Raw genomic sequence first — 26,919 nt, forward strand, 5'->3', positions numbered from 1 at the left:
GATTAATGAGCGAGAAACTACAGAAAGTCTTAGCTCGAGCAGGTCATGGCTCCCGTCGTGAGATGGAGGCGATGATCGCCGCAGGGCGCGTTAGCATCGACGGTAAGGTGGCCAAGCTAGGCGACCGCATCGATGGCGGCACGGATCTGAAAGTGCGGATCGACGGCCATGCGGTGTCATTGAAAACGGAAGAGGATGTGATCTGCCGGGTACTGGCCTATTACAAGCCGGAAGGGGAGCTGTGTTCCCGTATCGATCCTCAGGGTCGTCCTACCGTATTTGACCGTCTGCCCAAGCTGAAAGATAGCCGTTGGGTGGCCGTCGGTCGCCTGGATATCAACACCTCGGGTCTGTTGTTGTTCACCACAGATGGTGAACTGGCCAATCGTCTGATGCACCCCTCTCGTGAAGTCGAGCGGGAGTATGCCATTCGGGTGTTCGGTGAAGTGGATGATGCCATGCTCAATCGCCTGCGACAGGGCGTGGAGCTGGAGGATGGTCAGGCTAAGTTCAAACGCCTGGGCCGCGCTGGTGGCGAGGGGATCAATACCTGGTATCACGGGGTGCTGTCCGAGGGGCGTAACCGTGAGGTTCGCCGTATGTGGGAGAGCCAGGAGGTACAGGTGAGCCGCTTGATGCGGATCCGTTATGGCGATATCCCCCTGCCTAAGGGCTTGCCCCGTGGTGGCTGGATGGAGCTGCCACTGGATCAGGTCAACTACCTGCGTGCTCTGGTGGAGATGGATCCGGAGAGCCGTACCCTGCTGTCCCAGGATAAAGTGGGTCAGCGTCGTCAGAAGAATCTGAAGACCAGCAAGATCCGCCGTGCGGTCAGTCGTCACCGTACCCGTGGTGCCACGCCAAAACGCAAGTAAGGTGCGGACAGGAAAACTAAGGCAGCCCTCGGGCTGCCTTTTTTGTTCGTCATTAGTCGTCAGCTGGAAGCTTTTAGCTAAAGGCTAAAAACGAACGGCTAGCGCTGTTGGGCATCCAGGCTCTGGCCGTTGATCTCGGCACTGTCGTCACACATCAGGTAGAGATAAAGTGGCATCAGATCCTCGGCGCTCTTCAACGTCTGGGGATCCTCCGCCGGGAAGGCGGTAGCACGCATCTTGGTGCGCGTGGCCCCGGGGTTGATGCAATTACAGCGCAGCGAGGTACCGGCCAGTTCGTCGGCCAGGGTTTCCATCATCCCTTCGGTGGCGAACTTGGAGATGGCGTATGCGCCCCAATAGGCCCGTCCCTTGCGACCCACGCCAGAGCTGGTGAAGACGATGGATGCACCCGGCGTTCGCTTCATCAGAGGGAGCAGGGCACGGGTCAGCATAAACTGGGCGGTGACATTGACTTTAAGCACCTCCTCGAACAGGGCCGGCTCGATCTGCTCGAACGGGGTGATGGCACCGAGCAGGGAGGCGTTGTTCAGCAGGCCATCGAGGCGGCCAAACTGCTCTTCGATGGTGAGGGCAAGATCGGCATAGTTTTGCTCGCTGGCCCCCTTCATATCCAGGGGTACGATGGCGGGCTCCGGGCCACCGGCGGCCAGGATCTCATCGTAGACCTGCTCCAGTTTGGCCGTTGTCCGGCCCAGCAGGATCACGGTGGCACCGTGGGCGGCATAGGTCAGTGCGGCGCAGCGACCGATCCCGGCTCCGGCTCCGGTGATCAGGATCACCTTGCCCTGCAGTGCTTCGGGTCGAGCATGAAATTCCAACATGATGACTTCCTGTGCTGAGTTTAATTGTCTGACTTAATTCGTGATTTAACTCTATTGCGCGTTGTTTTAAACGTGCACCTGCCATGGAGGGAGGAAATCATCAAACAAATGTTTTGATTTTGTAGCTAACCGTCGGATTGTGAGTTACTTTCCTAATCGGGAACAGTCAGCTCTGGATGTATTTCCGGTCCCAATACGGAGCATTATTGTGACCAATGCTGCGCTGGAAAACAAAGGAAAAGCAAAGGATTGGGGAGAGTACATGAAACGCTTGCTGCTAAGTGTCGCCATCACCGCCGTTATTGGCCTTTCAGGCTGCAATGGAGACAGCCATCAGGACCTTATCAACAGCACACCCACACCCGAGCCACAGCGTTTATCCCGGATCGCCTTCGATCCGGGGGCCGCGGAGCCGGTGTTGCCTCTGCCTAATGATCTGCTCTTTTCCGGTACGCCAGATGGCACCCTGGAGATCCCGGGGGAGGAGAGTGGTGATTATACCAACCCTCAAATTGCCCTGGGAGCGCTGGATGGTTGGTCGACCCAGATGCCGATCGTTCTTGAGATGATCCCCGCTATCGAAGGGGTCATGCTCGACGAGGCCTCGGCTTCGCTGCCGGGCTCGGTGCGCCTGTTTGAGGTGACGCTCGGCGGCGCCCTGTCGCCGGACCCCGAATGCTCGGGTGCGCCGGATCTGTCCATCTGCAAGGTGGGTGAAGAGCTTAAGTTTGGTGAGGCGTTTGTCACCGCGGCCAGCGGAAACAGTATCCAGGTTGTGCCCCTTCAGCCTCTGGCACCGGCCAGCAGCTATGCGGTGATCACCACCCGCCAGTTGATGGACAGCGAAGGCAAGGCCGTTGCTCCCTCGACTATCTACGAGCTGCTCAAGCTGGACATCGACAGCCAGCCTCTGGTGACGCCTTCGCAGTTGTTGCTGCAGGGATTGACCAATAATTATGAGAATGCCCTGGCGGCGGCGCACTCGGTGGATAAGGAGAGCATCACCTACTCCGGCGTATTTACCACTCAGTCGGTACAGGATGTGGTGGCGACCACGGCGATGCTGATGGCCGATGGGTTGCAGCCGGATCCTCAGGTTGCGATCTCTCCTCTGTTTGCACCGGTTTGGGTAAGGCCACCGGCGTCCACAGGCATGACAGTGGCGGAACGACTGGGTTTAAAGCCACTTGGCGGCGAGTGTGCTGTGGGGGATGACGCCTGCGCATTGGCGGATATGGCGGATCTCTATGGTGCCATACTCAGGCTGCCCTATCTGCAGGCCTTCCCGATGGACAGCGAGGAGATCAATGACCGCTGGAGTGCCTTGGGTGACAGCCCGGTGGCGGTGCTTCAGGCGCTGGAGGCGGGCAGCTTGAGTCTGGCCGGGTTTGAGGCTCAGGCACTGGCTCAAGGGATCGATCCTCAGGGGGCCCTTGCGGATCCCAGTCAACTGGTCGGCGGCCAATTTATTCTGGATACCGGCGATAATGCCGGTACCCCCGCGGATCCCAATAAGCATCTGACCCGCTTTAATCCTGTGCCCAACCCCTGTGGTGGCGCAGATCTGATGACCTGTCTTGGCGGTGGCCAGATCCGAGACGAGGTTCCCGTACTGATCTCTATCCCCAATGTCGCCAAGCTGACTGCGTTTTTTGCGGAGATCCCCGGCGCACCCGCCTACCAGGCACCCGCGTCCTGGCCGGTATCGATCAATCTTCACGGCCTGGGTGGGACCAAGGAAACCACTTTGGCCACAGCCGGTGCCTACACCCTGGCCAGCATTGCGACGATCACCATCGATATGCCGCTGCATGGCGAGCGCTCCAAGCTGTTTGATCCGACGACAGGTGCTTACGCGGTATCGGCAACGGATCCCAGCCTGAACGCCCTGTTTCCTGGCTTTAACCTGTTCGACAAGGGCAATCCGCTGAATTTCGTCAATATTGGTAGTCCCTTGACCCTGAGAGACAACTTCCGTCAGGGGATCATCGACCACCTGGCACTGCGTCTTGCTTTGACAGCTTTGACCCAAGGTGAGCTATTGGCAGGAGGAGCGCCGACCTTTGATATGGGTCGGGTCAGTTTGCAGGGGCTGAGTCTTGGAGCGATCATTGGAACGAGTGCGACAGCCTATGCCAACAGCTTTGATGCCGGCGAGGCGCCGAATCCCTATGGCATTGCCAATGCCAGCCTGGTTGCTCCAGCCGGGGGATTGGCGGGCGTATTCGCGGGTTCGCCGGCTTTTGGTCCGTTGTTGATCACTACTCTTGTCCAGCAGCTGCAACCCGCCTGCTTCGACCAGAGTGCGAAAAGCGTTATCGATTCGCCACAATGTGATGCCGTGGTGGCTCAGATCCAGGCAGAGATAATCCCAGCCTTGGCTCTGGCAATGCAGACCGCCGTCGATGCGATGGATCCCATCAACCATGCGAAGCAATTGGTGGCGACCGGGACACCGGTGCACTTGGTGGAGATCGTTGGCGATGAGGCGGTGGGTGGTACCAACCCGGGCGACCAGACGCTGCCCAATACCGTGACGGGTTTCCCGCTGTCCGGAACCGAACCTTTGATCGCCGTCATGGGCTTACCGGGGATCACTCAGAGCACGCCATCGAGTGTAGAGCGAGCAAGTGGCGCTGTGCGGTTCAGTAAGGGGCATCACAGTTCACTGATCACACCGGATACGGAGATCCCGGGGATCGATCCAATGGATTCGCTTCGGGCGACCAAGGAGATGCAAACTCAGGTAGTGGAACATGCCCGGACCCTCGGACAAAGCATCAAGAACAGTGATCCCGGCGTGATACAAGGCACTCAATAGTCTGAATTGGAGCTGCAAGCCCGGCATTCGCCGGGCTTTTTTGTTTCGAACCATGGTGGGCTTTGGGTACACTGAAGCGAGAAATTGTGTTTTGGGAGAAGATCTTGGAATTTCTATACGAGTACGGCCTGTTTTTGGCCAAGGCCGTGACCCTGGTGGCGGCGATCCTGCTGGTGATTGTCGCTGCCGCGGCGGTGAACAAATCCCAGAAGGCCCAGAAGGGCACGCTGAAGATCCATGATCTGTCGGAGAAATTGGAAAGTTACCAGCATCAGCTGGAATCTGAGCTGCTCAGTGAGGAGCAGTTGAAGGCGAAGGCTAAAGAGCGCAAAGCCGAACGTAAGGCCAAGGAGAAGGCCAGCAAAGGCCAGGAGCGGGAAGGGCGCCTGTTTGTCATCGATTTCAAAGCGGGTATTGATGCAGCCCAGGTGGCGAACCTGAGGGAGGAGATCTCCGCCCTCTTGATGGTGGCTGAAGCCAAAGACGAAGTTTTGGTGCGGGTTGAGAGTGGCGGCGGCATGGTACACGCCTACGGTCTGGCGGCCAGCCAATTGGACCGGATACGGGAGGCAAACATTCCCCTGACCATCGCGGTGGATAAGGTGGCGGCCTCCGGTGGCTATATGATGGCCTGTGTCGCCAACACCGTGATCTCGGCGCCATTCGCCATCGTGGGCTCTATCGGCGTGATCGCTCAGCTACCGAACTTTAATAAGGTTCTTAAGAAGAACGACATCGAGTTTGAGCAGCACACGGCGGGCGAGTTTAAGCGTACTCTGACCATGTTTGGGGAGAACACCGAGGATGCTCGGGACAAGTTCCGCGATGAACTGGAACACACCCACGAGCTGTTTAAACAGTTTGTGGGGAAGTATCGGCCTCAGCTGGATCTGGCCAAGGTGGCGACCGGGGAGCATTGGTTCGGTCAGCAGGCCCTGGAGTTGGAATTGGTAGACCGGCTGCAGACCTCTGATGATTTCCTGATGGCCAAATTCAAAGATAAGCCGGTTTTGCAGCTGGAGTATGTCGAGAAGAAGAACCTGGCCAAGCGTTTGGGCAAGGGGGCCGAAGGGGCAGTGGAAGGTGTGATGCTGAAGCTGGCGGAGATGGGGCAATCCATTAAACGCTGAGGCTTGTGCCCGATTGAATCGCCCCGCAGGTTTTGCCTGCGGGGCTTTTTTGATCCTGTCGGCCGACAAACCGATGGCGAAACCCGCTCTGAGCAATGATTCAGCAGCAACAGGGCCAGCACCTGGAAGGCTGTGTCGTTACGACGGCGCTTCTTTTTTCTGCTGAGATCCGCGATGAACCTTTTTCAAGCTCGTCGGGATAAGCGCCATCCTCTGCCGCTCTCTTCGTTTCATCATCCGGTCTGCTTATGAACGCTGTTTTCTGAGTTGTGGAGAGCTACACAACAGAAGGCGTGCAGGATGTTTGAGGCGGGAGGCTCAATGTGAGTTGGAGCGTCATTCGGTGCTGGTGCCGCTATTGAAGGGCGAACGGTTTCTGGTTACCTGCATGAAGGTTTTTGCAACGATCGCGTCCTGGTCGAGGTGAGCGTCAGGGAGCTGCTTCAGGATAAAGAGCGAAGCCTCTGCTGATCGGGACCCTTCCCAGATCAAGTGATCTGAGAGGAGTGGGAGCGGCTGACGGCAAGGAGGGCAAGGAGGCGCTGTTGAGTCGGCCTGAAAAGAAAGCCACGGGCTCCGCCATGGTCCATCCAGTGTATCACGGTAAGAGGACTCTTTTTGCCAATCGAATGTGGCTGTTTACCCTCGATCCGCGACGCAAAGCCTTTGCCAGCCAACTACCCTTATCGGCCTAAGTATCCTCTAACTTCCTATAGTGAAATCGAGGCAGACCATGGCCAGCAAGAAAGAGTTAAGCGCCCTGAAAAAGATGGTGCGCGCCAGCAATTTTCTCTCCGTCGCACAGATCTACCTGAAGCAGAATGTGTTGTTGAAGCGCCCGCTGCAGCATGATGACATCAAGCCTCGATTGCTGGGGCATTGGGGAACCTGTCCCGGCATCGCCTTTGTCTACGCCCATATCAACCGGCTCATCTGCCAGCATCAGCGCCCCTTCCTCTATCTGGTTGGGCCGGGTCACGGCTTTCCCGCCGTGCAGGCCAACCTGTTTATCGAAGGCTCGCTGTCCCACTTTTACCCCAATACCATCCCCTATTCCGAAGCGGGAATGCGCAATATCTGTGAGAAGTTCTCCGCCGCCTACGGCTATCCCTCCCACGCCAACCCGGAAGCGCCGGGCCAGATCCTGGAGGGGGGGGAGCTGGGTTACTCCCTTGCGGTGGGGTGGGGGGCGGCCCTGGATAATCCAGATCTGATCAATGTGGTACTGGTCGGCGACGGGGAATCGGAAACCGGGCCCCTAGCGGCCTCCTGGTATGCCAACCGCTTGGTGAACCCGGCCACCTGTGGTGCCGTGCTGCCGATTTTGCACATCAATGGCTACAAGATCTCTGGCCCCACCCGACTGGGCCGGATGGACGATGATGAGATCCGAATGGAGTTTACCGGCCTGGGCTACGAAGTGCTTTTTGTCGATGATCAGCGCGATAAGGATGTTTACGCCCAGATGGCGGATGCCATGGATCGGGCGATGGAAGTGATCGATGAGATCCAGACTCGAGCCCGCAGCGGCGAGGATGTCAGCAAGCCCCGTTGGCCCCTGATTGCCATGCGCACCGCCAAGGGCTGGACCGGCATCAAGGAAGCGGACGGCAAGAAGCTGGAGGGCAACTGCGAGTCTCACCAGGTGATCATCAATCAGGCGGCCACCAACCCCGAGCACCTGTCCCTGCTGAATGAATGGCTGGCCAGCTACCAGTTTGATGATCTTTACAAGATCACCGACGAGGGGGAGGTGAAGTTCGACAAGGAGATCTGCTCCCTGATCCCCCCCGAGCATCTGCATATTGGACGCCAGATCCTCTCCTATGGCGGCGAGATCGTCCGGCCACTGAATAAGCCGGACCTGAGTCAGCTCAGTTATGGTCCGGAGACGCCGAGGGGCCAGCGTGGCGTCTCTATGAACAAGATGGGTGAGTGGTTGCGGGACGCGTTCAGGCTGAATTCAAAGCAGCGTAACCTGCGGATCTTCAGCCCGGACGAAACCTACTCCAACCAGCTGCAAGCGGTGTTTGAGGAGACCGACCGGGCCTGGCAGTGGCCGATAGAGCCCTGGGACCAGGATATGGCCAGGGATGGTCGGGTGATGGAGCTGCTCTCTGAGAACCTGCTGTTTGGCATGCTCCATGGGTACACGGTGACCGGGCGGCACGGCATGTTCCCCACCTACGAAGCCTTTGCCCAGGTGGTTTCCTCCATGTGCGATCAATACTGTAAATACGTCTACGCCAGTCAGGGCGTGCCGTTCCGCAAGCCGGTGCCCGCCTGCAACGTGGTGCTCTCCTCACTGCTGGAGCGCCAGGACCACAACGGCTACTCACACCAGAATCCCTCTTTGCTGGGGGCGATGCTGGAGAAACACCCCACCATCATCTCCGCCTATTTGCCCGCTGATGGCAACAGCACCCTGTGTTACACGGAGAAGGCGTTTGACGACCGGGATAAGCTCAATGTGATTGTGGCGGGTAAGAAATCCCTGCCCCAGTGGCTGACCCTGGAGGAGGCACGGCGGCAGTGTGAAGAGGGGATCATGATTTGGGACTTCGCCTCCGATGACGATCCGGATGTGGTGCTCGCCTCCTGCGGCGACTATGTCACTCAGGAGTGTATGGCGGCTCTGGTGATCATCCGTCAGTTGGTGCCGGAGTTGCGGATCCGTTTCGTCAACATCTCGGAGCTGACCTCCGATGGCATCGGCAGTCTCAAGTATGGCAGGAGGCCCACACAGCTCGATCAGTTCTTCACGTCCGACAAGGGGGTGGTGATCAACTATCACGGTTACCCCAATACCATCCAAAAGTTGCTGTTCAACTACACGGGGATCAAGCGTTGCCGGGTCAAAGGGTATGTCGAGGAGGGGTCCACCACTACGCCGTTTGATATGGGGGTCCGCAACGGCACCAGTCGCTACCACCTTGTGGTCGACATGGCCTACAAGGCGTTCCAGCAGGGGGTGATCACCGATGCCCAGCACATTGAGATCACCACTGACATGCTGCAGCGGCTGGTTGATCACCGCAGTTACATCAAGGCGCATGGGGTGGATCCCCAGGAGATCACCGACTGGGTTTGGTCCCGTTAGATGTTGGGAAGGGGGGAGCGACATGATGGGTCCGGGAGGAGCATCGGTGTGAACCGCAGGGGTGAAGAGCTGAGGTGAGTTGCAAAAGAAAAGGTCCCAACTAGTGATAGCTGGGACCTTTACAGAGTCTCACTGGGAGCGGTCAACCGATCCTGTTTCTCTTAAATGAACGGCATGACCCGCTCGGGAGCTTCTCTTATCGCGTGATGATCAGGCGCGCTTCAGCTCGGCACCGGCACTTGGGTTACCGTAGATCTCGCCATCCAGTTCGCCTTCGGATTTGGCAACAATCACGGAAACGGCGGTATCACCTGTGATGTTCACGGCGGTACGGACCATATCCAGCAGGCGGTCGACACCCAGGATCAGGGCGATCCCTTCTACTGGCAGGCCAACCTGTTGCAGCACCATGGCCAGCATGATCAGGCCAACACCCGGTACACCAGCGGTACCGATGGAGGCCAGGGTGGCGGTCAGGATCACCATCAGCATGTCGGCGATGGACAGATCGATACCAAACACCTGGGCGATGAAGATGGTGGCTACGCCCTGCATGATGGCAGTGCCGTCCATGTTGACGGTGGCACCCAGAGGCAGGGTAAAGGAACCAACCCGGTTGTGTACGCCCAGGCGCTTCTCAGCGTTATCCATGGTGATCGGCAGGGTGGCTGCAGAGCTGGCGGTGGAGAAGGCATACATCTGAACGCTGGCCATCTTCTTGAGGAAGGTGATCGGGTTTTGACCGGCGAACACGCTCAATAGGATTGGGTAGACCACGGCAGCATGGAACAGCAGTACGCCCAGGACGACGAAGAAGTATTTTACTACCGACTCAAAGGCGTTCATGTCCAGGGTCATGCCCAGTTTGGCGATCAGGCCAAAGACGCCGTATGGTGCGAGGATCATGACGATGTTAACGATCTTCAGGACAACATCGTTCAGTTCATTGAACAGTGCACGAACCTTTGTGGTTTTCTCACCCAGTTGGGCGATGGCGAAACCAAAGATGATCGCGAATACGATGATCTGCAGCATATTGCCTTCGACCATGGCGGCCAGCGGGTTACGAGGCACCAGATCGATCACGACTTGAGCCAGTGAAGGCGCGGTGTTGGCGGCAAAAGCCAGGTCCGGCTGCTGCAGGGAGGCGTTACCCGGGTGGATCAGGATCGCGGCGGCCATGGCCACGGAGATGGCGATGGCCGTGGTCAGCAGATACAGACCCACGGTTTTGCCACCCAGGCGTCCCAGTTTGGACGGTTCAGACAGGTTGCAGGTACCACAAACCAGAGAGATGAAGACCAGTGGCACGACCAGCATCCGCAGGGCGGAGACAAAGATGGAGCCCAGGACGTTGAAGATCCCGTCGGTGAAGACGGTTTCAACCAACTCACTGCCCGGGGCCAGGTTGCGCAGCAACAGCGCGATAAAAATACCGGCAAACATGCCCAGCAGGATCTGGGTCGTTAGGCCCATTTTCTTAGTGGAATTTAAGCTCATGTTACTTCCTTCGAGAATTTTATCGTTTTTCTAATGGCCGATAGCCTAGCAGGAACCCCCGCCAACAAAAAAGGGGGCAAATGTATAAGTTTGACATCAGTTGTTGCGGGGGTGGCTATTATGTTTAGTGCAGATGTTTGTTTTGTTTGAGTTTTGGGGTGGTTTTGATGTGGCCGCGCTGGCGCATCGTTGCTGCGGCGTGCTCGTTATGTGACATGGAGTCGGTGATGCGTATTGTTTTTCGATGGTTTATTGCACTGTTTTGGAGTTTTTCGGTTGCTGGCTGCAGTGGGGGAGGCAGTTTACAGGAGAGTGATCCCTCCACGGGTCCGATCGATCCTGCCAATCCCCCGGTAGATGCCATCCATACGGTGGCATTGACCATGTGGTCCTGTCCCGAACAGAGCACCATCGAACTGTCCAACTGTACCGAGTCCAACCGTCTGGATGCTCGGGCACCGGCCGTGCTTCGCGCGCAGGTGATGCGTGACGGGGTGAAGGTGGAAGGCGAGCTGATCCAGATCACGACAGATAAGGGGGCGCTGATCCCCTCTGATGGTCGGGTACTGAGTGCCAGTGATGGCTCCGCCCTGGTGCGCCTGTTGGCGGGGGAAGCTGAGGGGATAGTAACTGTGGCGGCTGCTTACGCCGATACCAGCACCACCCTGTATGGCGAGATCAACGCCATTGAGGTGGACCTCTCCTTGTCACTCTCTCTGGCTGCTGGCGAGGAACTGGCCGATGGCTCCACGCTGGCAGTGATCGCCGATCTCTCCGTCGAGGGCCAGGCCTATACCGAGCCGGTCCGGGTCGACTTCAGCTCAACTTGCAGTCAGGCCGGACTTGCGGAGATCGATCAGGAGGTGATGGCCAGTGACGGGCAGGCGATTGCCACCTACCGTGCTTCGGGCTGTGATCAACAAGATCTGATCACGGCAACCTTGTTGCTCGGTAGCAATGTGGCTTCCGACAGTGTGACCGTGGCCCTGGCCGAGACTCCCGTGGCCAGTCTCCAGTTTGAGTCCGTCTCACCTGAGTATTTGCAGCTGCAGGGGACCGGGGGGGCAACCAGTTCCGTTGTGCAATTTAAGGTGCTCGATGAGAGTGGCCGAGCCAAGCAGGGTGTGAATGTCGCCTTCGCTTTGGCCAGTGGGAAGGAGAAGGTGACTTTCTCCCCGGAGCAGGCGTTGAGTAACGGCCAGGGCCTGGTTTCGACCACCCTGCGCTCGGCGAATCTACCGGGATCGGTACGGGTACTGGCCGAGATCGTGGACAGTGCACCGGTGATCGCCAGCGTCTCCAAGCGACTAAGTATCGGTACTGGCCTGCCAACAAACAAGAACTTTTCGCTGAGTTTTTCGGCCTATAACCCCGAGGCCTGGCGCTATGACGGAGTCGAGATCAGCGTCAATGTCTTAGCGGCGGACCATTTCGGCAACTGGGTGCCTGACGGGACGGCGATCTCCTTTATTACCGAAGGCGGAGGCATTGAGTCCCGGTGCCTGACCCTTGATGGCGGCTGTTCGGTGCTGTGGCAATCCCAGGATCATCGCCCCGACAATGCCCGAGCGACCGTGATGGCATTTATCGAAGGTGAGGAGTCCTTCGTCGACCCCAATGGTAATGGCCTGTTTGACTTCGGCGAGTTTGAGGCTGGGTTTGATCAGTCAGAGGCCTACGTGGATGCCAATGAAGATGGTAACTTCGATCGGGATGAGCAGTTGCTTGATCGGAACAGCAACGGCGAACGGGATCCGGCGGATGGCCAGTACAACGGGATCTTGTGCCAGGGTGATGCGCTGAACAATGGTCACTGCAGCCAGGAACTGGTCGATGTGAATCGGTCTGGCGTGATCGTCTTTTCAGGTGCAGCGCCCTTGGCTTACTTCTGTCACCTTGATCAATTGGATGAAGACGGGGATGGCCTCAACTGGTATGACTGCTGGCATAATGGTAATGGCAGCTTCTGGTTTGCCGACGAGCTTGAAGGGGTTGCCAGTGCTCAGGCCTGCGTGATTGATATCGCACCGGACGGCACTTGGAATCCGGTCCCGGTGGAGTCCAGCATTCGTTTTTCGGGTGATGATCCACTCAAAACGGCCGGGCGTGCCAGCTACGAGCAGCCCAGTACTTCAGCGGCAACCTACCATCTTTCTAATGAAGGGGAGCTTCTGGCCGATTGGCGAAGCAGCTGTGGTCCCGGTGCCTATGGTGTTGGGGTGGATACCAGTGATGGCTATGGCACCCTGAGGGTCGAGATCGAAACGCCCAGTGGCATTGTTTCATCGGACAGCGTCGCTATTGTCGCCCCCACACCTTAAGCGATGACGAGCAAAAAGGGCCAGTGACTGCTGGCCCTTCTTATATATGGAAAAATTTATCGTTGGAACGGATAGATGCTGCCCAGGGCCAGCAGTTGGGTCAGTTCATCCAGGGCCGTTTGGTTCTCTTCGAGCAGTTTGGGATCACGCAGATCTTCCAGCAGTAACCGGTCACGGTAGTGGCGTTTGACCCAGTCGCTCAGTTGGCGGTATTTAGCTTCATTCATCAGACACTCTCGGTTGACGGCGGCACGCTCGGCGGCGGAGAGGACGACCCTCAGTCTCAAGCAGGCTGGCCCGCCGCCGTTTTGCATGCTCTGTTTCAGATCGACATGGATCACCTCTTCGATAGGCCCCCCCGGTTGGATCAGACCGTTCAGATAGGCTGCCACTTGAGGATCGGTTTGGCATTCGGTCGGGGCGATGATGACGTGGCGGCCGTTTGGCAGTGTGAGGAGCTGAGTATTGAACAGGTAACTTCGTACCGCTGACTCGATGGAAACGGCTTCGGTAGGTACTTCCAGGATCTGCAGGCCTTCACCAAAGGCTCGGCGGATCTGTGCCAGGGCCTGGGCTTGGGCAAGGAAGGCCTGTTCATGGCACAGCAAGAGATTTCGATTGCCCACGGCTATCACATCATTATGAAATACCCCCTGATCGATCAGGTCGGGGTTTTGCTGAATAAACAGGGTTTGGGCGGGATCCAGCTGGTGCAGGCGGGCAATGGCCTGGCTGGCTTCCAGGGTTTGCCGGGCGGGAAAACGCTTAGGGGCTGGGCGGGCCGGATCGGTGGCGCTGCGGCCATAGACAAAAAGTTGTACACCTGGATGCTCATAGCCCCGACACAATCGAGTGTGGTTGGCGGCACCCTCATCTCCGAGCGTCTCATGAGCGGGGAGTGGCGCGTGATGGACGAAGTGATTGGTATCGGCAAATACCGCTTTGAGGGTGCGGGCCGTTTGTTCCGGCTCAAGGGCCCGGTGCAGTTGATTCACCAGATTGGCAGGGGTGAAGTGGACCATGCCGTCGGCACTGTCGGGGCTTGGCGAGACGGTAGCCGCGTTAGCACTCCACATGCTAGAGGCTGAGCAGCAGGCCATTAGCAGTTGGGGGGCCTGATGGAAGGCCTGTTCGAGGAGTCGCTCCGGCGGCCCGGCAAAGCCGAGTCGCTTGAGGGTGTGCAGATCCGGCCGAGACTGGGGCGGCAATACCCCTTGGATCATCCCCAACCGGGTCAGGGCGATCATTTTATCCAGGCCCTGCAGTGCGGCGGCCCTGGGGTTAGAGATCAGGTTGGCGTGGGACTGGGAGGCAACGTTGCCAAACGACAGGCCCGCATAGTTGTGTGTTGGACCGACCAGACCGTCGAAATTGGCCTCAAGGTGCATTGGGTCCCTCCTGAATTTTGCCGTGGATGTGGGTGAGCCGGTGAGCGACCCAAGGGTATGCGAGCCAGTATACGGGGTTAAATATTCGCCACAAGTGAGCGGGAAACTGCCAAAAAACCAACATTTGCATAACTATTACTTGCTTGTCGGCGCTGGATGCATTAGTAATTTCTGCAAGTGCGTGTTCAGTCGCGAAAAAAACCTTTACTGAACAAAAATCGACTCAGCAGCGGGCATTCGCCGGTGCTAGGGTTGAATCTCAGCCTTCATGCCTCTATATATGAAGCCAAATTACCATCCACCGCGTTTATAAGGTCCGAACCAGTCAAATGGGCAAATCCCTGGTCATTGTGGAGTCGCCAGCCAAGGCGAAAACCATCAATAAATACCTCGGCAAAGATTTTGTCGTGAAGTCTTCCGTGGGTCACATCCGGGACCTGCCGACCTCTGCGAGTCAGTCCGGCAAGAAGCCCGTGGCGACCAAGACAGCGGCGGAAGTGCGCAAGATGGCGCCGGAAGAGAAAGCGCGCTACAAAGCGAAGCGTGACTACCAATCCTTGATTGCGAGAATGGGGATCGATCCTAAGGATAATTGGGCAGCCGATTATCAAGTTCTGCCGGGTAAGGAAAAGGTGGTCAAAGAGTTGCAGACCCTGGCGGAAAAAGCCGATACCGTCTATCTCGCAACGGATTTGGATAGGGAAGGGGAAGCCATTGCCTGGCACCTGCAGGAAGTGATTGGTGGTGATGATTCTCGCTACCGTCGCGTGGTGTTCAATGAGATCACCAAATCTGCTATTCAGGACGCGTTTGCCCAGCCCCTATTCCTGGATCATCACAAGGTCGATGCCCAGCAGGCTCGCCGCTTCCTGGATCGTCTGGTGGGTTTTACCGTCTCGCCACTGCTATGGAAAAAACTGGCCCGTGGCTTGTCTGCCGGTCGGGTTCAGTCCGTGGCCGTACGCCTCATTGTCGAGCGTGAACGGGAGATCCGGGCCTTTGTGCCTGAAGAGTTCTGGGATATCCATGCCGATCTGAGCAATGCCAGCGGTACCGCGCTGCGAATGGAAGTGGCCAAGTTTCAGGGGAAAACCCTGAAGCTGACCAACAAGGCCGAAACCGACGAGGCGGTGTCCGCGCTGACCGGTGCCCAGTATGTGATCAGCAACCGGGAAGACAAGCCCAGTTCCAGCCGTCCGTCAGCCCCCTACATCACCTCTACCTTGCAACAGGCGGCCAGTACCCGCCTGGGCTTTGGGGTGAAGAAGACCATGACCTTGGCTCAGCGTCTGTACGAAGCGGGCTACATCACCTATATGCGTACCGACTCCACTAATCTGTCCAAAGAAGCGGTGGAGAGTGCACGGGACTTTATCGGTCAGGAATTTGGCGACAAGTACCTGCCCAAGGGACCGAATGTCTACGGCTCGAAAGAGGGGGCACAGGAAGCACACGAAGCTATCCGTCCCTCAGACGTTAACGTGAAGGCCAGTACCCTGAGCACCATGGAGCGTGATGCCCAGCGCCTGTATGAGCTGATCTGGCGTCAGTTCGTGGCCTGTCAGATGACCCCGGCAAAATACGATGCCACTACCATTACTGCGACGTCGGGCGATTATGAGCTCAAGGCCAAAGGCCGGATCATGGTGTTTGATGGTTGGACCCGTGCTCAGCCACCGGTTGGACGCAAAGGCGAAGAGGATAAGACCCTTCCCGATGTGACCGTGGGTGAATCCCTGAAGCTGGCCAGCCTGGATCCCAAGCAGCACTTCACCAAGCCGGTGGCTCGCTTTAACGAAGCCTCCCTGGTACGTGAACTGGAAAAGCGTGGGATCGGACGCCCATCCACCTACGCCTCCATCATCGGTACCATCCAAGACCGTGGTTATGTGCGGGTGGAGAGTCGCCGTTTCTTTGCTGAGAAGATGGGGGAGATCGTCACCGATCGCCTGGTGGAGAACTTCCAGGAGCTGCTCTCCTATGATTTCACCGCCTCCATGGAGGAGACACTGGATAAGATCGCCCAGGGTAACCTGGACTGGAAGGATGTCCTTGACGGCTTCTACGGCGATCTGACCCAGCAGTTGGAAACCGCCGAGCTGGACGAAGCGGAAGGCGGCATGCGCCCCAACCAGATGGTGCTGACCGACATTCCGTGTCCGACCTGCGAACGTCCCATGGGGATCCGCACCGCCACCACCGGGGTGTTCCTCGGCTGCAGCGGTTACGCCCTGCCGCCCAAAGAGCGCTGTAAGACCACCATAAATCTGACCCCGGGGGAGGAAGCGGAAGCGATCACCTCGGACGATCAGGAAGCGGAAGCCCTGATCACCAAGCGTCGCTGTGGGATCTGTGGCAGTACCATGGACAGCTATCTGGTGGACGAGACCCGTAAGCTGCACGTCTGTGGTAACAACCCGGTGTGCAACGGTTACGAGGTGGAAAAGGGCAGCTTTAAGATCAAGGGCTATGACGGACCGCTGATCGAGTGTGATCGCTGTGGCTCGGATATGGAGCTCAAAGACGGCCGCTTCGGTAAGTACTTTGCCTGCACCGACGGCAAGGAAACCGGCTGTAAGAACACGCGCAAGCTGCTTAAGAGCGGCGAAGTGGCGCCACCGAAGGAAGATCCGGTGCCGCTGCCGGAGTTGCCCTGTGAAAAGTCCGATGCGCACTTCGTACTGCGTGATGGCGCAGCCGGTTTGTTCCTGGCTGCCAGCACCTTCCCCAAGAGCCGCGAAACCCGCGCGCCCAAGGTCGAGGAGCTTAAGCGCTTTAAGGATCGGATCTCACCCAAGTTCTACTACCTGGCCGATGCGCCTGTGGCGGACGAGGATGGCAACCCCTACCTGCTGAAGTTCAGTCGCAAGACCAAGGAGCAGTATGTGGCCTCCGAGGTGGAGGGTAAGGCCAGTGGCTGGATCGCCAAGTATGAGGGCGGCCAGTGGCGCGAGGAGCAGACTAAGAAGTCCAAGGTGAAGAAAGCCGATTGATCCGGCGTTCACCACAAAAAAGGGCGCTCCATGGAGCGCCCTTTTTTATGTCTTGGGTTTACCGCCAACGGGTCACCATTTTTTCTTAGGCTGGAAGAGTTCGTCCAGTTCGTCCGGAGCTCGACCAGGATTGGCCTCATGCAGGCTCTCCTGCTGGCGCAGATCGATTTCAGCAAGCATCTGCTGGGCTTTGCCCATCATGCTGTCTCGAAAGGTAATATCTTGATTGTGATTGATATTTAGGTTGCTGATCAGCTTTGACAGTAGATGCTTGGCCGAGCCTAGCTGACCGTTCTGCATGGCAAGGCGGGCCCGGTCTGCCAGGACGCCGACGTTGATCCGGGCCAGTAACTGGTCTGCCCGGCTGTTTTCTGAGACGAAGGTTTCCTGGCTGATCCGGCTTTTGTTGTGCTCATGGCGGATCACATCCTTAAGACGTTTCAGGGACTGGACCAGAGAAAGGACCTGTTTGTCGTTATTGGGGACGGTAAAGCTATCCAGGCTTTGATCGTTGCCCGAGTCCTTACCCAGGATCAGCAGCTGGGCCTCAATATCACTTTTCCGTCGCTGAAGGTCGCTGCTCTTTTTGTCCAACTCGAGGGAAGCAAGAACGGCATCGAGGATCCGTTGATTAAGCATCTGCAACAGGGCTTTGCTCATGGGCAGTAGGGCACCGGCTGCCAGCAGTTGTTCGGACTCATCGATGATGGCCCTTTGCTTGGCTAACTGTTGCCTGCGGGCAAGCTCAACTTGCTCCTTGTGCTGCTGCAGCAAATTGATGCAGATCGCCAGCAGCAGCAAGGCGCCGATCAGAAGCAGAATCAAGGTTAAAGACATGGTTTTCTTGGATCCTTTCTATTTGTCCTAATGCTACACCAAACCGCGTCCGGGCTACACCTCTGTGATGTGGTCGAGCCACACTCGTTATTCTTTTGATATAGTGTTTTGTGGTAATAATATAACTCATAGGAATTAACTGGTTACCAAGCCCAATGAAACTGCAGCAGCTTAGATACATCGTTGAAGTGGTCAATAACAACCTCAACGTCTCCGCCACAGCAGAGAGCCTGTATACCTCCCAGCCCGGGATCTCCAAACAGGTTCGGATGCTGGAAGATGAGTTGGGGATCCAGATCTTCGGCCGCAGCGGCAAACATTTGACCCATGTGACCCCGGCGGGTCAGCAGGTGATCGAGATCGCCAGTGATATCCTGGGCAAGGTGGAGGGGATCAAGAAGGTCGCCTCGGAGTATACCCAGCCAGACCGGGGTAACCTGAATATTGCGACCACCCATACACAGGCCCGTTATGCCTTACCCGAGGTGATCCGCGGATTTATCCAACGATTTCCCGACGTCAATTTGCTGATGCATCAGGGAACACCGGATCAGATCTGTGAAATGGCAGTACGGGGCGATGCGGACTTTGCCATCGCCACCGAGGGGATGAATCTGTTCCATGATCTGGTGATGCTGCCCTGTTACCACTGGAATCGCTCCATTGTGTTCCATAAAGATCATCCTTTGGCCCAGTGCAGCCATGTCGGCCTGGAGGAACTGGTGAAGTATCCCCTGGTAACCTATGTGTTTGGCTTTAACCGCAGCTCCGCCTTGGAAAAAGCCTTTGCCCAGGTCGAGGGTGAGCCTCGTGTGGTGTTTTCTGCCACCAGTGCCGATGTGCTCAAAACTTATGTTCGGATGGGACTGGGCGTCGGCGTGATGGCGACCATGGCATTGGAGCCGGAAGACAGCAAGGATCTGGTGGTGGTGGATGCCTCCCATCTGTTTGAAGCCAACACCACCAAGATTGCCTTCCGAAAAGGCAGTTTCCTGCGCAGTTACATGTATGACTTCATGGAGCGCTTTGCCCCCCACCTGACCCGTCCCGTGGTCGAGCAGGCCCTTTCCCTGCGGGATCAGGCCCAGATCGATGCCATGTTCGAGGATATGGAGCTGCCGATGCGGTAACCTTGCGGTAGCTAACAGCTAACAGCTAACAGCTAATAGCTGCTCTTTTAACACTCGACAATATTGACCGCCAGGCCCCCCTTGGCGGTTTCTTTGTATTTGGAACGCATGTCCATGCCCGTATCCCACATGGTCTTGATCACCTTATCCAGAGTCACCTTGTGCAGGCCGTCACCGCGTAGGGCCAGTCGTGATGCGTTGATCGCTTTGACCGAGCCCATGGCATTGCGTTCGATGCAGGGCACCTGAACCAGCCCGCCCACCGGATCGCAGGTCAATCCCAGGTTGTGCTCCATGCCGATCTCCGCGGCATTTTCCACATTCATGGCCGTGCCACCGAGGATCTCGGTCAGGGCACCGGCCGCCATGGAGCAGGCCACGCCCACCTCGCCCTGGCAGCCTACCTCGGCACCGGAGATGGAGGCATTTTTCTTGTAGAGGATCCCGATGGCGGCGGCGGTCAGCAGGTAACGGCTGCAGATCTCCTGGTCTACTGGCTGGATAAATTTATCGTAATAGCATAGGACCGCTGGGATGATCCCGGCGGCCCCGTTAGTGGGGGCGGTGACGACCCGGCCACCGGCGGCATTCTCCTCATTAACGGCCAAGGCGAACAGGTTGACCCAGTCCATGGCGTTGAGGGGATCCTGGCTAGTGCGGCCTTCCGCTTGCAGTCGACGGTAGAGGGAGGGGGCTCGGCGGCGCAGTTTCAGGCCCCCTTCCAGGATCCCCTCACTGCGACAACCTCGATCGACACAGGCGCGCATGGTTTGCCAGATCTGCCAAAGCTTGTCGTGGATCTCGGCCTCGCTGCGTAGCACGGTCTCGTTGGCCAGCATCAAAGAGGAGATGGAGAGGCCGTTCTCTGTACACAGAGCCATCAATTCGTTGGCACTGTCAAAGGGGTAGGGCTGGCTCTGGGTGATCTGGTTAATGGCCTGATCCTGATTGATTTCGTCTTGATCGAGCACAAAACCGCCGCCGATGGAAAAATAGGTCTTTTCGTACAACAGGGTGCCCCGGGCGTAGGCCTGCAAGGACATGGCGTTGGCGTGTTCAGGCAGAGACTTGCGGCGATGATAGGTGATCCCATTCGCTCGGGTTAGGCTGACGGGGTGCTCGCCCCCCAGCAGCAACTGCTGTGCCTGAGCGACTTGCTCAAGCTTGGCGTTCACCGTGTCGGGATCGCAATGCTCAGGTTCTTCACCCAGCAGTCCAAGGATCACCGCCTTTCCCGTGCCGTGCCCCTTACCGGTTTGTCCCAGAGAGCCAAACAGTTCGGCCCTGATCTCGGTGACCGCCTTGAATTTGTCCTCCTTGCGCAGATCGTCGATAAAGCGGTTGGCGGCACGCATAGGGCCCACAGTGTGTGAGCTGGATGGGCCGATGCCGATGCTGAACATATCAAATACGCTGATCATGCTTGCTTCCCTGTGAGGTGATTGCGACTGGCGAGTACTGCCGATGGTACACTAGCGCTAATCCGATAATGCGAATTTCTACCATGGAGCCATGTACATGGGACCAATAATGGCGGATCTGCTCGGTACCGAGCTGACCGATATCGACCGCGCCCTGCTTGATTGTCCAAGTTTAGGTGGCCTTATCTTTTTTTCCCGCAACTTTTCCCATCCGGAACAACTCCAGGAACTGGTGGCCGAGATCCGTCGTCGGCGTCCAGAACTCTTGCTGTCGGTGGATCATGAGGGGGGGCGGGTGCAACGTTTCTTCCAGGGATTCACCGCCTTGCCCTATGCTGGCAGCTTGCTGCCCAGCGCCGACGGCGATCTGGCTCAGGCCGCCGTCTGGGCGCGGGAGATGGGCTGGCTGATGGCCGCCGAACTGAGGGCCCTGGATATCGATTTCAGTTTTGCCCCGGTACTGGATCTTAATGGTTGTTCAAATGTGATTGGCTGGCGCGCCTTTGCCGAGGAAGCGGAGGCGGTGATCACCCTGGCCGGTGACTACATGGCGGGGATGGCCGAGGCGGGGATGGCCTGTGTCGGCAAGCATTTTCCCGGTCATGGCAGTGTTCAGGCAGATTCCCATGTGGCGGCACCAGTGGATCCGCGCAGCTGGGATGAGATCCAGCAGCAGGATCTCAAGCCCTTCGTGGCCCTGGCGAAGCGACTGGATGCCGTGATGCCAGCCCATGTCACCTATCCTGAAGTAGACAGTGCACCGGCGGGATTCAGCCGAGTCTGGCTTGAGCAGATCCTGCGGCGGAAACTGGGCTACCAGGGGGTGATCTTCTCCGATGATCTGGGGATGGCCGGGGCTGCGGTGGCCGGTGATCTGTTGGCGCGAAGCCAAGCGGCGTTGTCTGCCGGGTGCGATATCGCGCTGATCTGCAACCTGACGCCCCAGGCGGTGACGGTGGCACGACAGATCACGCCATGGGAAAGTGTGCCCGCACGGATATTGGCCTTGAAAGGTCGTGACGGACAAGATACAAGATCACTACAGGCCTCGATTCGCTGGCAACGGGCGAGCACCCTGGCCGCGACATTGCGAGCGTCTTGGCAAGAACGCTAATAAGGGATCCCCTTACCGGCAGCGACAAAGGAGAAAGGAATGATCCTCTATTTGCATGGTTTTGATGCCACCAGCCCGGGCAACCATGAAAAGGTGCTGCAGTTGCAGTTTATTGATGATGATGTGCGTTTTATCAGCTATTCGACGATGCATCCCAAGCACGACATGAAGCATCTGCTCAAGGAGGTCGATAAGCAGATCAAGCTCAGCGATGACCCGGATCCCATCATAGTGGGTGTGGGACTCGGCGGGTTCTGGGCCGAGCGGATCGGTTTCCTGTGCGGGATCCGTGCCGTCATGTTCAACCCCAATTTGTGGCCGGAAGAGAACATGGAAGGGAAGATCGATCGTCCCGAAGAGTATGCCGACATCGCCACCAAATGTGTTTCCCAATTCCGCAGTAAGAATCAGGGGCGTGCCCTGTGTATTCTGGCCACCCATGATGATGTGCTGGATACCGGGCGTATCGAAGCGGCTCTGTCGCCCTACTACCCCGTGGTGTGGGACGAAGAGCAGGCTCATAAATTTAAGTCCATCAGTGCTCACCTGCAGCGTATCAAGGCCTTTAAATTAAAAGCCGCCTGAATGAAAGCCACCCATCCGGGTGGCTTTTTTCTGGACGCCGGAGCGGGCATTCGCTACAACATCAAGGGACTGCTACGGATCTTCGCCGTGGCACCGTGCGTGCGAAGGGCAACCATCAATGAAAAGTGTCTTGGCAACAGTGTCTGGAAAGGTTCAGGGCGTGTGGTTTCGTGCTACGGCGTTAGAGCAGGCGCGAAGCCTGGGCGTCACTGGCTATGTCCGTAATCTGGCCGATGGCCGGGTTGAGATCCTGGCCCAGGGCGGCGACAGTGCGGTCGACGCCCTGGTAGACTGGGCCCACGAGGGCCCGGCCCAGGCCAGTGTTCAAGATGTGTTGATCGGCGAATACGATGGCCACGAGGTGTATCTGGACTTTGAGATCACCGACTGAGCGCGTCTGGCGCCAAGTTCCCCTGAGTCTTGGCCTGCGGCTGCTCCATGCGGCGGATCTGAACCACCAGCCCTAGCTGGGGATGGTCGAAATAGTGGATCTCACGGCTGCGCACCCGGCGGTTTTGATCCAGGTTAATGGTGAACAGGAAAGGCTCTGCCTTGGCGGAGAGCGCTTCGGCGGCCTCCCCTTCGAATCCCCCTTGCCCCGTCATGGGCGTAAAGTCGATTAAGGCGTCGACGCTCTCCTCATCCTCGCTGCCCCAGACTCGATTACCCGGTTGACGCAGGTCGAGCCTGGCCTCGATAAAGAGGAAGTGTTCCAGATAGATATTAAGCCAGCCATCGAGTTGCCAGACCGGCTCAACGGTGTTGGTGCTGGGTAACAGGCTGTTGAACAGGTTGAACAGAGCCAGTTCGGACGGTTCTTGGAAACGGCGGGGGTGTCCGTCTTGACCAAACTCCTCACCGTAGTTGATACCGCCAAACAGGCCTATGGGCTGGGCGTTGCGGCGACCAAAGACCGGCATCTGCCACCCGGTATGCAGCAGCAGGGTCTTACCCTGACGCCGAAGTGTCTCGGCCTTGTCGCTAAACTGCAGCATGGATTGGGGCAGCAGGTAGGGCTGTCCTTCCTGCGGATCTCCTAAGCGGGCAGCCGATGCGACCACGGGGACGCGGCTGGGCATGGACGGCGTGGTCTGCTGTTCGCGCCGATTGCAGCCTTCGGGATCCAGCAGCCACTCATTGCTGTCACAGGCGGTGATCGCCGTTTGCAGGGCAGACAGGTCGGGCAGCCAGAGTGGGCCTAACAGGTCCAGGCTGGAAACGGACGGCAGCGGGGCCTGATCCTCGGGCCAGTGCTCCTGGCTTTGATCGGGGCGACTGAACACCAGTACCTCCACCTCGAACCAGGTGGCTTGTTCCGCTGAGGCGGGCAGCGTCATGGCGGCCAGCAGCAGGGTTGTAAACAGGGTTTTCACGCTCGTTAAACCTCTTTGTGAAGATCGGTGGACACTTGGTCCAGCCAGTGGGACACGGCATTAATACGATCAGCGGCCGGTTCCATCTCCTGATTGAATCGTAATTTGGTCGGGCCGTCCATTCTAAGTCTCTTCGGCTGCGATTGCAGTAACGAGATCAGCGTAGTGGCCTGGACCGGCGTGTGCTCGGAGAAGTCGAAACTGCCGCCTTTGGCGTTGGCTTCGATGCGGCGAATGCCCAGGGCACTGGCTCGCAGCTTGAGCTTGGCCAGGGCCAGCAGGTTTTCTGCCGGTGCTGGCAGGCGGCCGAATCGGTCCACCAATTCAATCTTGGCGTCCATCAGGGCCGATTCATCCTTGCAGGAAGCGACCTGTTTGTAGATGGAAAGGCGGGTATTGACGTGGGGGATGTAATCCTCCGGCAACAGGGCGGGAATGCGTAGCTCCAGCTCGGTCTGCTCGGCCAATAACTGTTCCATCGAGGGTTGTTCCCCCGCCTTGAGGGCCTCGACGGTCTGCTCCAGCATCTCCATGTAGAGGGTAAAGCCAATCTTTCCTATGTGACCGCTCTGTTCGTCTCCCAGCAGTTCACCGGCTCCGCGGATCTCCAGATCCTGGGTGGCCAGCATAAAGCCAGCCCCAAGATCTTCGAGCTGCTCGATCGCCTCGAGCCTTTTCTGGGCATCCTTGGTCAGTTTCTTGCCTGGGGTCAGCAGGTAGGCGTAGGCCTGATGGTGAGATCGACCGACCCGGCCGCGCAATTGATGGAGCTGGGCCAAGCCGAATTTGTCGGCCCGTTCGATCAGTATGGTGTTGGCGCTGGGAATGTCGATCCCGGTTTCGATGATGGTGGTGCACACCAGAAGGTTGAAGCGACCATGGTGGAAATCCCCCATGACCCGTTCCAGATCTCGTTCACGCATCTGGCCATGGGCCACTGTGATGCGGGCTTCCGGCACCAGGGCTGCCAGCTCTTCGGCACACTTTTCGATAGTTTCGACACTGTTGTGCAGGTAGTACACCTGGCCACCACGAAGGATCTCTCGCATCAGGGCTTCGCGAACCAGGGCGGCATCGTTGGGACGAACGAAGGTTTTGACCGAGAGGCGGCGTTTTGGGGCGGTGGCGATGATGGAGAGATCCCGCATGCCGGACATCGCCATATTCAGAGTTCGGGGGATGGGGGTGGCGGTCAGTGTGAGGATATCGACCTCGGCCCGCAACGCCTTGACCTTCTCCTTCTGACGGACGCCGAATCGGTGCTCCTCGTCCACCACCAGCAGGCCCAGATCGGTAAACTGGATCTCGCTTTGCAGCAGTTTATGGGTGCCGATAATGATGTCGATCTTGCCCTCACTCAGGGCGGCCATCGCTTTTTTCTGTTCGCTGGCGGTCTTGAAGCGTGACATCACCTCGATCCGTACCGGCCAGTCGGCGAAGCGGTCCAGGAAGTTCTCGTAGTGTTGTTGCGCCAGCAGGGTGGTGGGGACCAGTACCGCCACCTGCTTGCCGCCATGGACGGCGACAAAGGCGGCGCGCATCGCGACCTCGGTCTTGCCGAAGCCCACATCACCGCACACCAGGCGGTCCATTGCCGTGGACTGGCGCATGTCGCGCAGCACCGCCTCGATGGCATTGGCCTGATCCAGCGTCTCCTCGAACGGGAAGCCGGCGCAGAAGCGCTCGTATTCGGCTTTGTCCAGGGCAAACTTATGGCCTGGTTTGGCTTCGCGCTGGGCGTAGATCTCCAGCAGCTCGGCCGCCACGTCCCGCACCTTCTCGGCCGCCTTACGCCGGGTTTTCTCCCAGGCTTCGGAGCCCAGCTTATTGAGGGGTGCAGTGGCTTCGTCGCCGGCACTGTAGCGGCTGATCATATGCAGGGCGCTGACCGGGACATAGAGCTTGGAGCCGGTGGCGTACTCCAGTTTCAGAAACTCCGACACCATGCCGCCAGCATCCAGGGTTTCCAGGCCCAGGTAGCGGCCGACGCCATGCTTGAGATGAACCACGGGCTGACCGACTTTGAGCTCCGCCAGGTTGCGGATCAGGGTGTCTGAGCTGACACCCCGGCGCTGACGCTGGCGTCGTTGCTGGCGAACCCGGCCACCGAGCAATTCCTCTTCGGCGATCAACGCCAGCTTCTCCTGTTCGAGGAACACGGATTGGCTCAGTGGGCTGACGATCAGGCCCAGGGCGGCGGAGCTCTCGGCAAAGTCGCGCCAGTGTTCGAAGCTTTGTGGGGCGAGGTTGGCACTGCGCAGCAGCTCCAGCAGGGCTTCCCTGCGCCCCTCGGACTCGACGGTAAAGAGGACACGCGGCCAGCTCTCCAGTTGCTTAAGCAGGGGAGAGAGCGGGATCTTGAGCTGATGGTTGACCTCGATCTCGCTGATCGCCTCGGCGCTGGCCTGGGCCTCTTTGGCGATGTTGGATACGTCGGGCTCCAGGCTGATGCGGCCATGGGGTTTGATGGCGGCAAACAGCTCCTCTTCGCGCAAGTAGAGGCAGTCCGGCGGCAGCAGGGGACGTAGGGGGTCGACCTTCTGGTTCTCGAAACGACTCTCGGCATCCTTGAGGTAGTGCTGACAGCCGTGCTGAATATCGCCCACGGTCAGCAGTTGCACCTGCTCGGGCAGGTAGTCGAACAGGGTTGCTGTGTGATCGAAGAACAGGGGCAGGTAGGCTTCGACGCCGCCGGGCAGGATCCCCTTGCTGATCTGCTGATAAATGGACTCGGGCTCGTTGCTGATCCGGCCGAATTTGGCCCCATAGGCGGCGCGGAAGGTGTCTATTCCCACGCTGTCCGTGGGGAATTCACGGGCCGGCAGTAGCTCCACCGAGGGGATCTCTCCCTGTGAGCGCTGACTGTCGACGTCAAAGGGGCGAATGGATTCCAATTCGTCGTCGAACAGATCGAGGCGAATGGGGCTCTCGGCGCCCATGGGGAAGAGATCGACGATGGCGCCCCGTACGGCAAATTCCCCGTGCTCGTAGACCTGTTCGACATGGTGGTAGCCGGCGCCGGTAAGGTTTTGGCGCAGCGCCTCGATATTCAGAGTCTGGCCCTGTTTAAAGCACAGGACGTTACCGGCGACAAAATCTACCGGGCACAGTCGGGTGATCGCCGTGGGGACGGGCAGGATCAGCACACCTTGGCGCAGGGTCGGCAGCGCGGCCAGGGCCTGCAGGCGTTGAGAGACGATATCCTGATGGGGGGAAAAACTGTCGTAAGGCAGGGTTTCCCGATCGGGAAACAGCAGGACCGGGTAGTCCTGCTGACTCAGGTAACGCAACTCCTGCTCCAGGTGCAGGGCCGTGGGGGTGTCCTCGGTGAGGATCACCGTCAGTCCGCGGTCGGCACGGATCAGCGCATCCGTACATAAGCTGCGGGCGGCGCCGGCCAGGCCGGTCAGGCGTTTGCGGTGTCCCGGGCCAAGGGCCGGGGGCGTCAGGGGAGAGAAACGACTCATTTGGGATCCGTGCCTCGGCCGT

The 26,919-nt window shown here is 58.1% G+C and carries 17 protein-coding genes; 10 read left to right on the top strand and 7 right to left on the bottom strand.

From position 1 onward, the window contains the following. Positions 1 to 5 precede the first annotated feature (5 nt). Positions 6 to 875 (top strand): 23S rRNA pseudouridine(2605) synthase RluB, encoded by an 870-nt coding sequence (rluB, locus tag AC2D8U_RS10680; RefSeq protein ID WP_484619036.1) that lies wholly within the window; start codon positions 6 to 8, stop codon positions 873 to 875. Positions 876 to 973: 98 nt separating this feature from the next. On the opposite strand, the gene AC2D8U_RS10685 is transcribed toward rluB, so the two are convergent. Beyond that, positions 974 to 1,717, bottom strand: coding sequence for a YciK family oxidoreductase (locus tag AC2D8U_RS10685; protein ID WP_484619037.1), 744 nt, complete (start codon positions 1,715 to 1,717; stop codon positions 974 to 976). Positions 1,718 to 1,979: 262 nt separating this feature from the next. Here AC2D8U_RS10685 and AC2D8U_RS10690 point away from each other — a divergent pair, with 262 nt between their 5' ends. The 3 genes from AC2D8U_RS10690 to AC2D8U_RS10700 all read left to right on the top strand — a co-directional run bounded on the left by AC2D8U_RS10690 (position 1,980) and on the right by AC2D8U_RS10700 (position 8,768). Continuing rightward, positions 1,980 to 4,538, top strand: coding sequence for a VolA/Pla-1 family phospholipase (locus AC2D8U_RS10690; RefSeq protein WP_484619038.1), 2,559 nt, complete (start codon positions 1,980 to 1,982; stop codon positions 4,536 to 4,538). A 104-nt stretch (positions 4,539 to 4,642) separates the two neighbouring features. Further along, positions 4,643 to 5,668 carry a protease SohB gene (sohB, locus tag AC2D8U_RS10695; RefSeq protein WP_484619039.1) on the top strand — a complete coding sequence of 342 codons (1,026 nt, stop codon included), beginning with the start codon at positions 4,643 to 4,645 and terminating at the stop codon, positions 5,666 to 5,668. A gap of 733 nt (positions 5,669 to 6,401) precedes the next feature. After that, positions 6,402 to 8,768, top strand: a complete 2,367-nt coding sequence (locus AC2D8U_RS10700; RefSeq protein ID WP_484619040.1) for a phosphoketolase family protein — start codon at positions 6,402 to 6,404, stop codon at positions 8,766 to 8,768. Positions 8,769 to 8,978: 210 nt separating this feature from the next. On the opposite strand, the gene AC2D8U_RS10705 is transcribed toward AC2D8U_RS10700, so the two are convergent. Further along, positions 8,979 to 10,268, bottom strand: coding sequence for a dicarboxylate/amino acid:cation symporter (locus tag AC2D8U_RS10705; protein WP_484619041.1), 1,290 nt, complete (start codon positions 10,266 to 10,268; stop codon positions 8,979 to 8,981). A gap of 227 nt (positions 10,269 to 10,495) precedes the next feature. Between AC2D8U_RS10705 and AC2D8U_RS10710 the strand changes: the two genes are divergently transcribed. After that, positions 10,496 to 12,589: a hypothetical protein gene (locus AC2D8U_RS10710; RefSeq protein WP_484619042.1), complete on the top strand. Its 2,094-nt coding sequence runs from the start codon at positions 10,496 to 10,498 to the stop codon at positions 12,587 to 12,589. 56 nt (positions 12,590 to 12,645) lie between these two features. On the opposite strand, the gene astB is transcribed toward AC2D8U_RS10710, so the two are convergent. Next, positions 12,646 to 13,977: an N-succinylarginine dihydrolase gene (gene astB, locus AC2D8U_RS10715; RefSeq protein WP_484619043.1), complete on the bottom strand. Its 1,332-nt coding sequence runs from the start codon at positions 13,975 to 13,977 to the stop codon at positions 12,646 to 12,648. Between the two features lie 329 nt (positions 13,978 to 14,306). Between astB and topA the strand changes: the two genes are divergently transcribed. After that, positions 14,307 to 16,970: a type I DNA topoisomerase gene (gene topA / locus AC2D8U_RS10720; protein WP_484619044.1), complete on the top strand. Its 2,664-nt coding sequence runs from the start codon at positions 14,307 to 14,309 to the stop codon at positions 16,968 to 16,970. Positions 16,971 to 17,042: 72 nt separating this feature from the next. On the opposite strand, the gene AC2D8U_RS10725 is transcribed toward topA, so the two are convergent. Beyond that, positions 17,043 to 17,807: a hypothetical protein gene (locus AC2D8U_RS10725; RefSeq protein WP_484619045.1), complete on the bottom strand. Its 765-nt coding sequence runs from the start codon at positions 17,805 to 17,807 to the stop codon at positions 17,043 to 17,045. Positions 17,808 to 17,962: 155 nt separating this feature from the next. Between AC2D8U_RS10725 and cysB the strand changes: the two genes are divergently transcribed. After that, a complete protein-coding gene (gene cysB, locus AC2D8U_RS10730) occupies positions 17,963 to 18,937 on the top strand; it encodes an HTH-type transcriptional regulator CysB (protein ID WP_484619046.1) in 975 nt (324 codons plus the stop codon). A gap of 47 nt (positions 18,938 to 18,984) precedes the next feature. Here the strand turns inward: cysB and AC2D8U_RS10735 are convergent, their stop codons facing one another. Continuing rightward, complete coding sequence (locus tag AC2D8U_RS10735; RefSeq protein ID WP_484619047.1) at positions 18,985 to 20,358, bottom strand: L-serine ammonia-lyase; 1,374 nt, start codon at positions 20,356 to 20,358, stop codon at positions 18,985 to 18,987. 97 nt (positions 20,359 to 20,455) lie between these two features. Between AC2D8U_RS10735 and nagZ the strand changes: the two genes are divergently transcribed. The 3 genes from nagZ to AC2D8U_RS10750 all read left to right on the top strand — a co-directional run bounded on the left by nagZ (position 20,456) and on the right by AC2D8U_RS10750 (position 22,448). Beyond that, on the top strand, positions 20,456 to 21,472 hold the full coding sequence (nagZ, locus tag AC2D8U_RS10740; RefSeq protein ID WP_484619048.1) for a beta-N-acetylhexosaminidase: 1,017 nt from the start codon (positions 20,456 to 20,458) through the stop codon (positions 21,470 to 21,472). Between the two features lie 39 nt (positions 21,473 to 21,511). Next, positions 21,512 to 22,057 carry an alpha/beta hydrolase YcfP gene (gene ycfP, locus AC2D8U_RS10745; protein WP_484619049.1) on the top strand — a complete coding sequence of 182 codons (546 nt, stop codon included), beginning with the start codon at positions 21,512 to 21,514 and terminating at the stop codon, positions 22,055 to 22,057. A 118-nt stretch (positions 22,058 to 22,175) separates the two neighbouring features. Further along, positions 22,176 to 22,448, top strand: a complete 273-nt coding sequence (locus AC2D8U_RS10750) for an acylphosphatase (RefSeq protein ID WP_484619050.1) — start codon at positions 22,176 to 22,178, stop codon at positions 22,446 to 22,448. On the opposite strand, the gene AC2D8U_RS10755 is transcribed toward AC2D8U_RS10750, so the two are convergent. Next, entirely contained in the window at positions 22,438 to 23,430 is a 993-nt protein-coding gene (locus AC2D8U_RS10755) for a peptidoglycan binding protein CsiV (RefSeq protein WP_484619051.1), read from the bottom strand. The genes AC2D8U_RS10750 and AC2D8U_RS10755 overlap by 11 nt on opposite strands. A gap of 5 nt (positions 23,431 to 23,435) precedes the next feature. Beyond that, on the bottom strand, positions 23,436 to 26,897 hold the full coding sequence (gene mfd / locus AC2D8U_RS10760; protein ID WP_484619052.1) for a transcription-repair coupling factor: 3,462 nt from the start codon (positions 26,895 to 26,897) through the stop codon (positions 23,436 to 23,438). Between the last annotated feature and the right edge of the window lie 22 nt (positions 26,898 to 26,919).

It is taken from the genome of Ferrimonas sp. YIN67, from assembly GCF_057219095.1.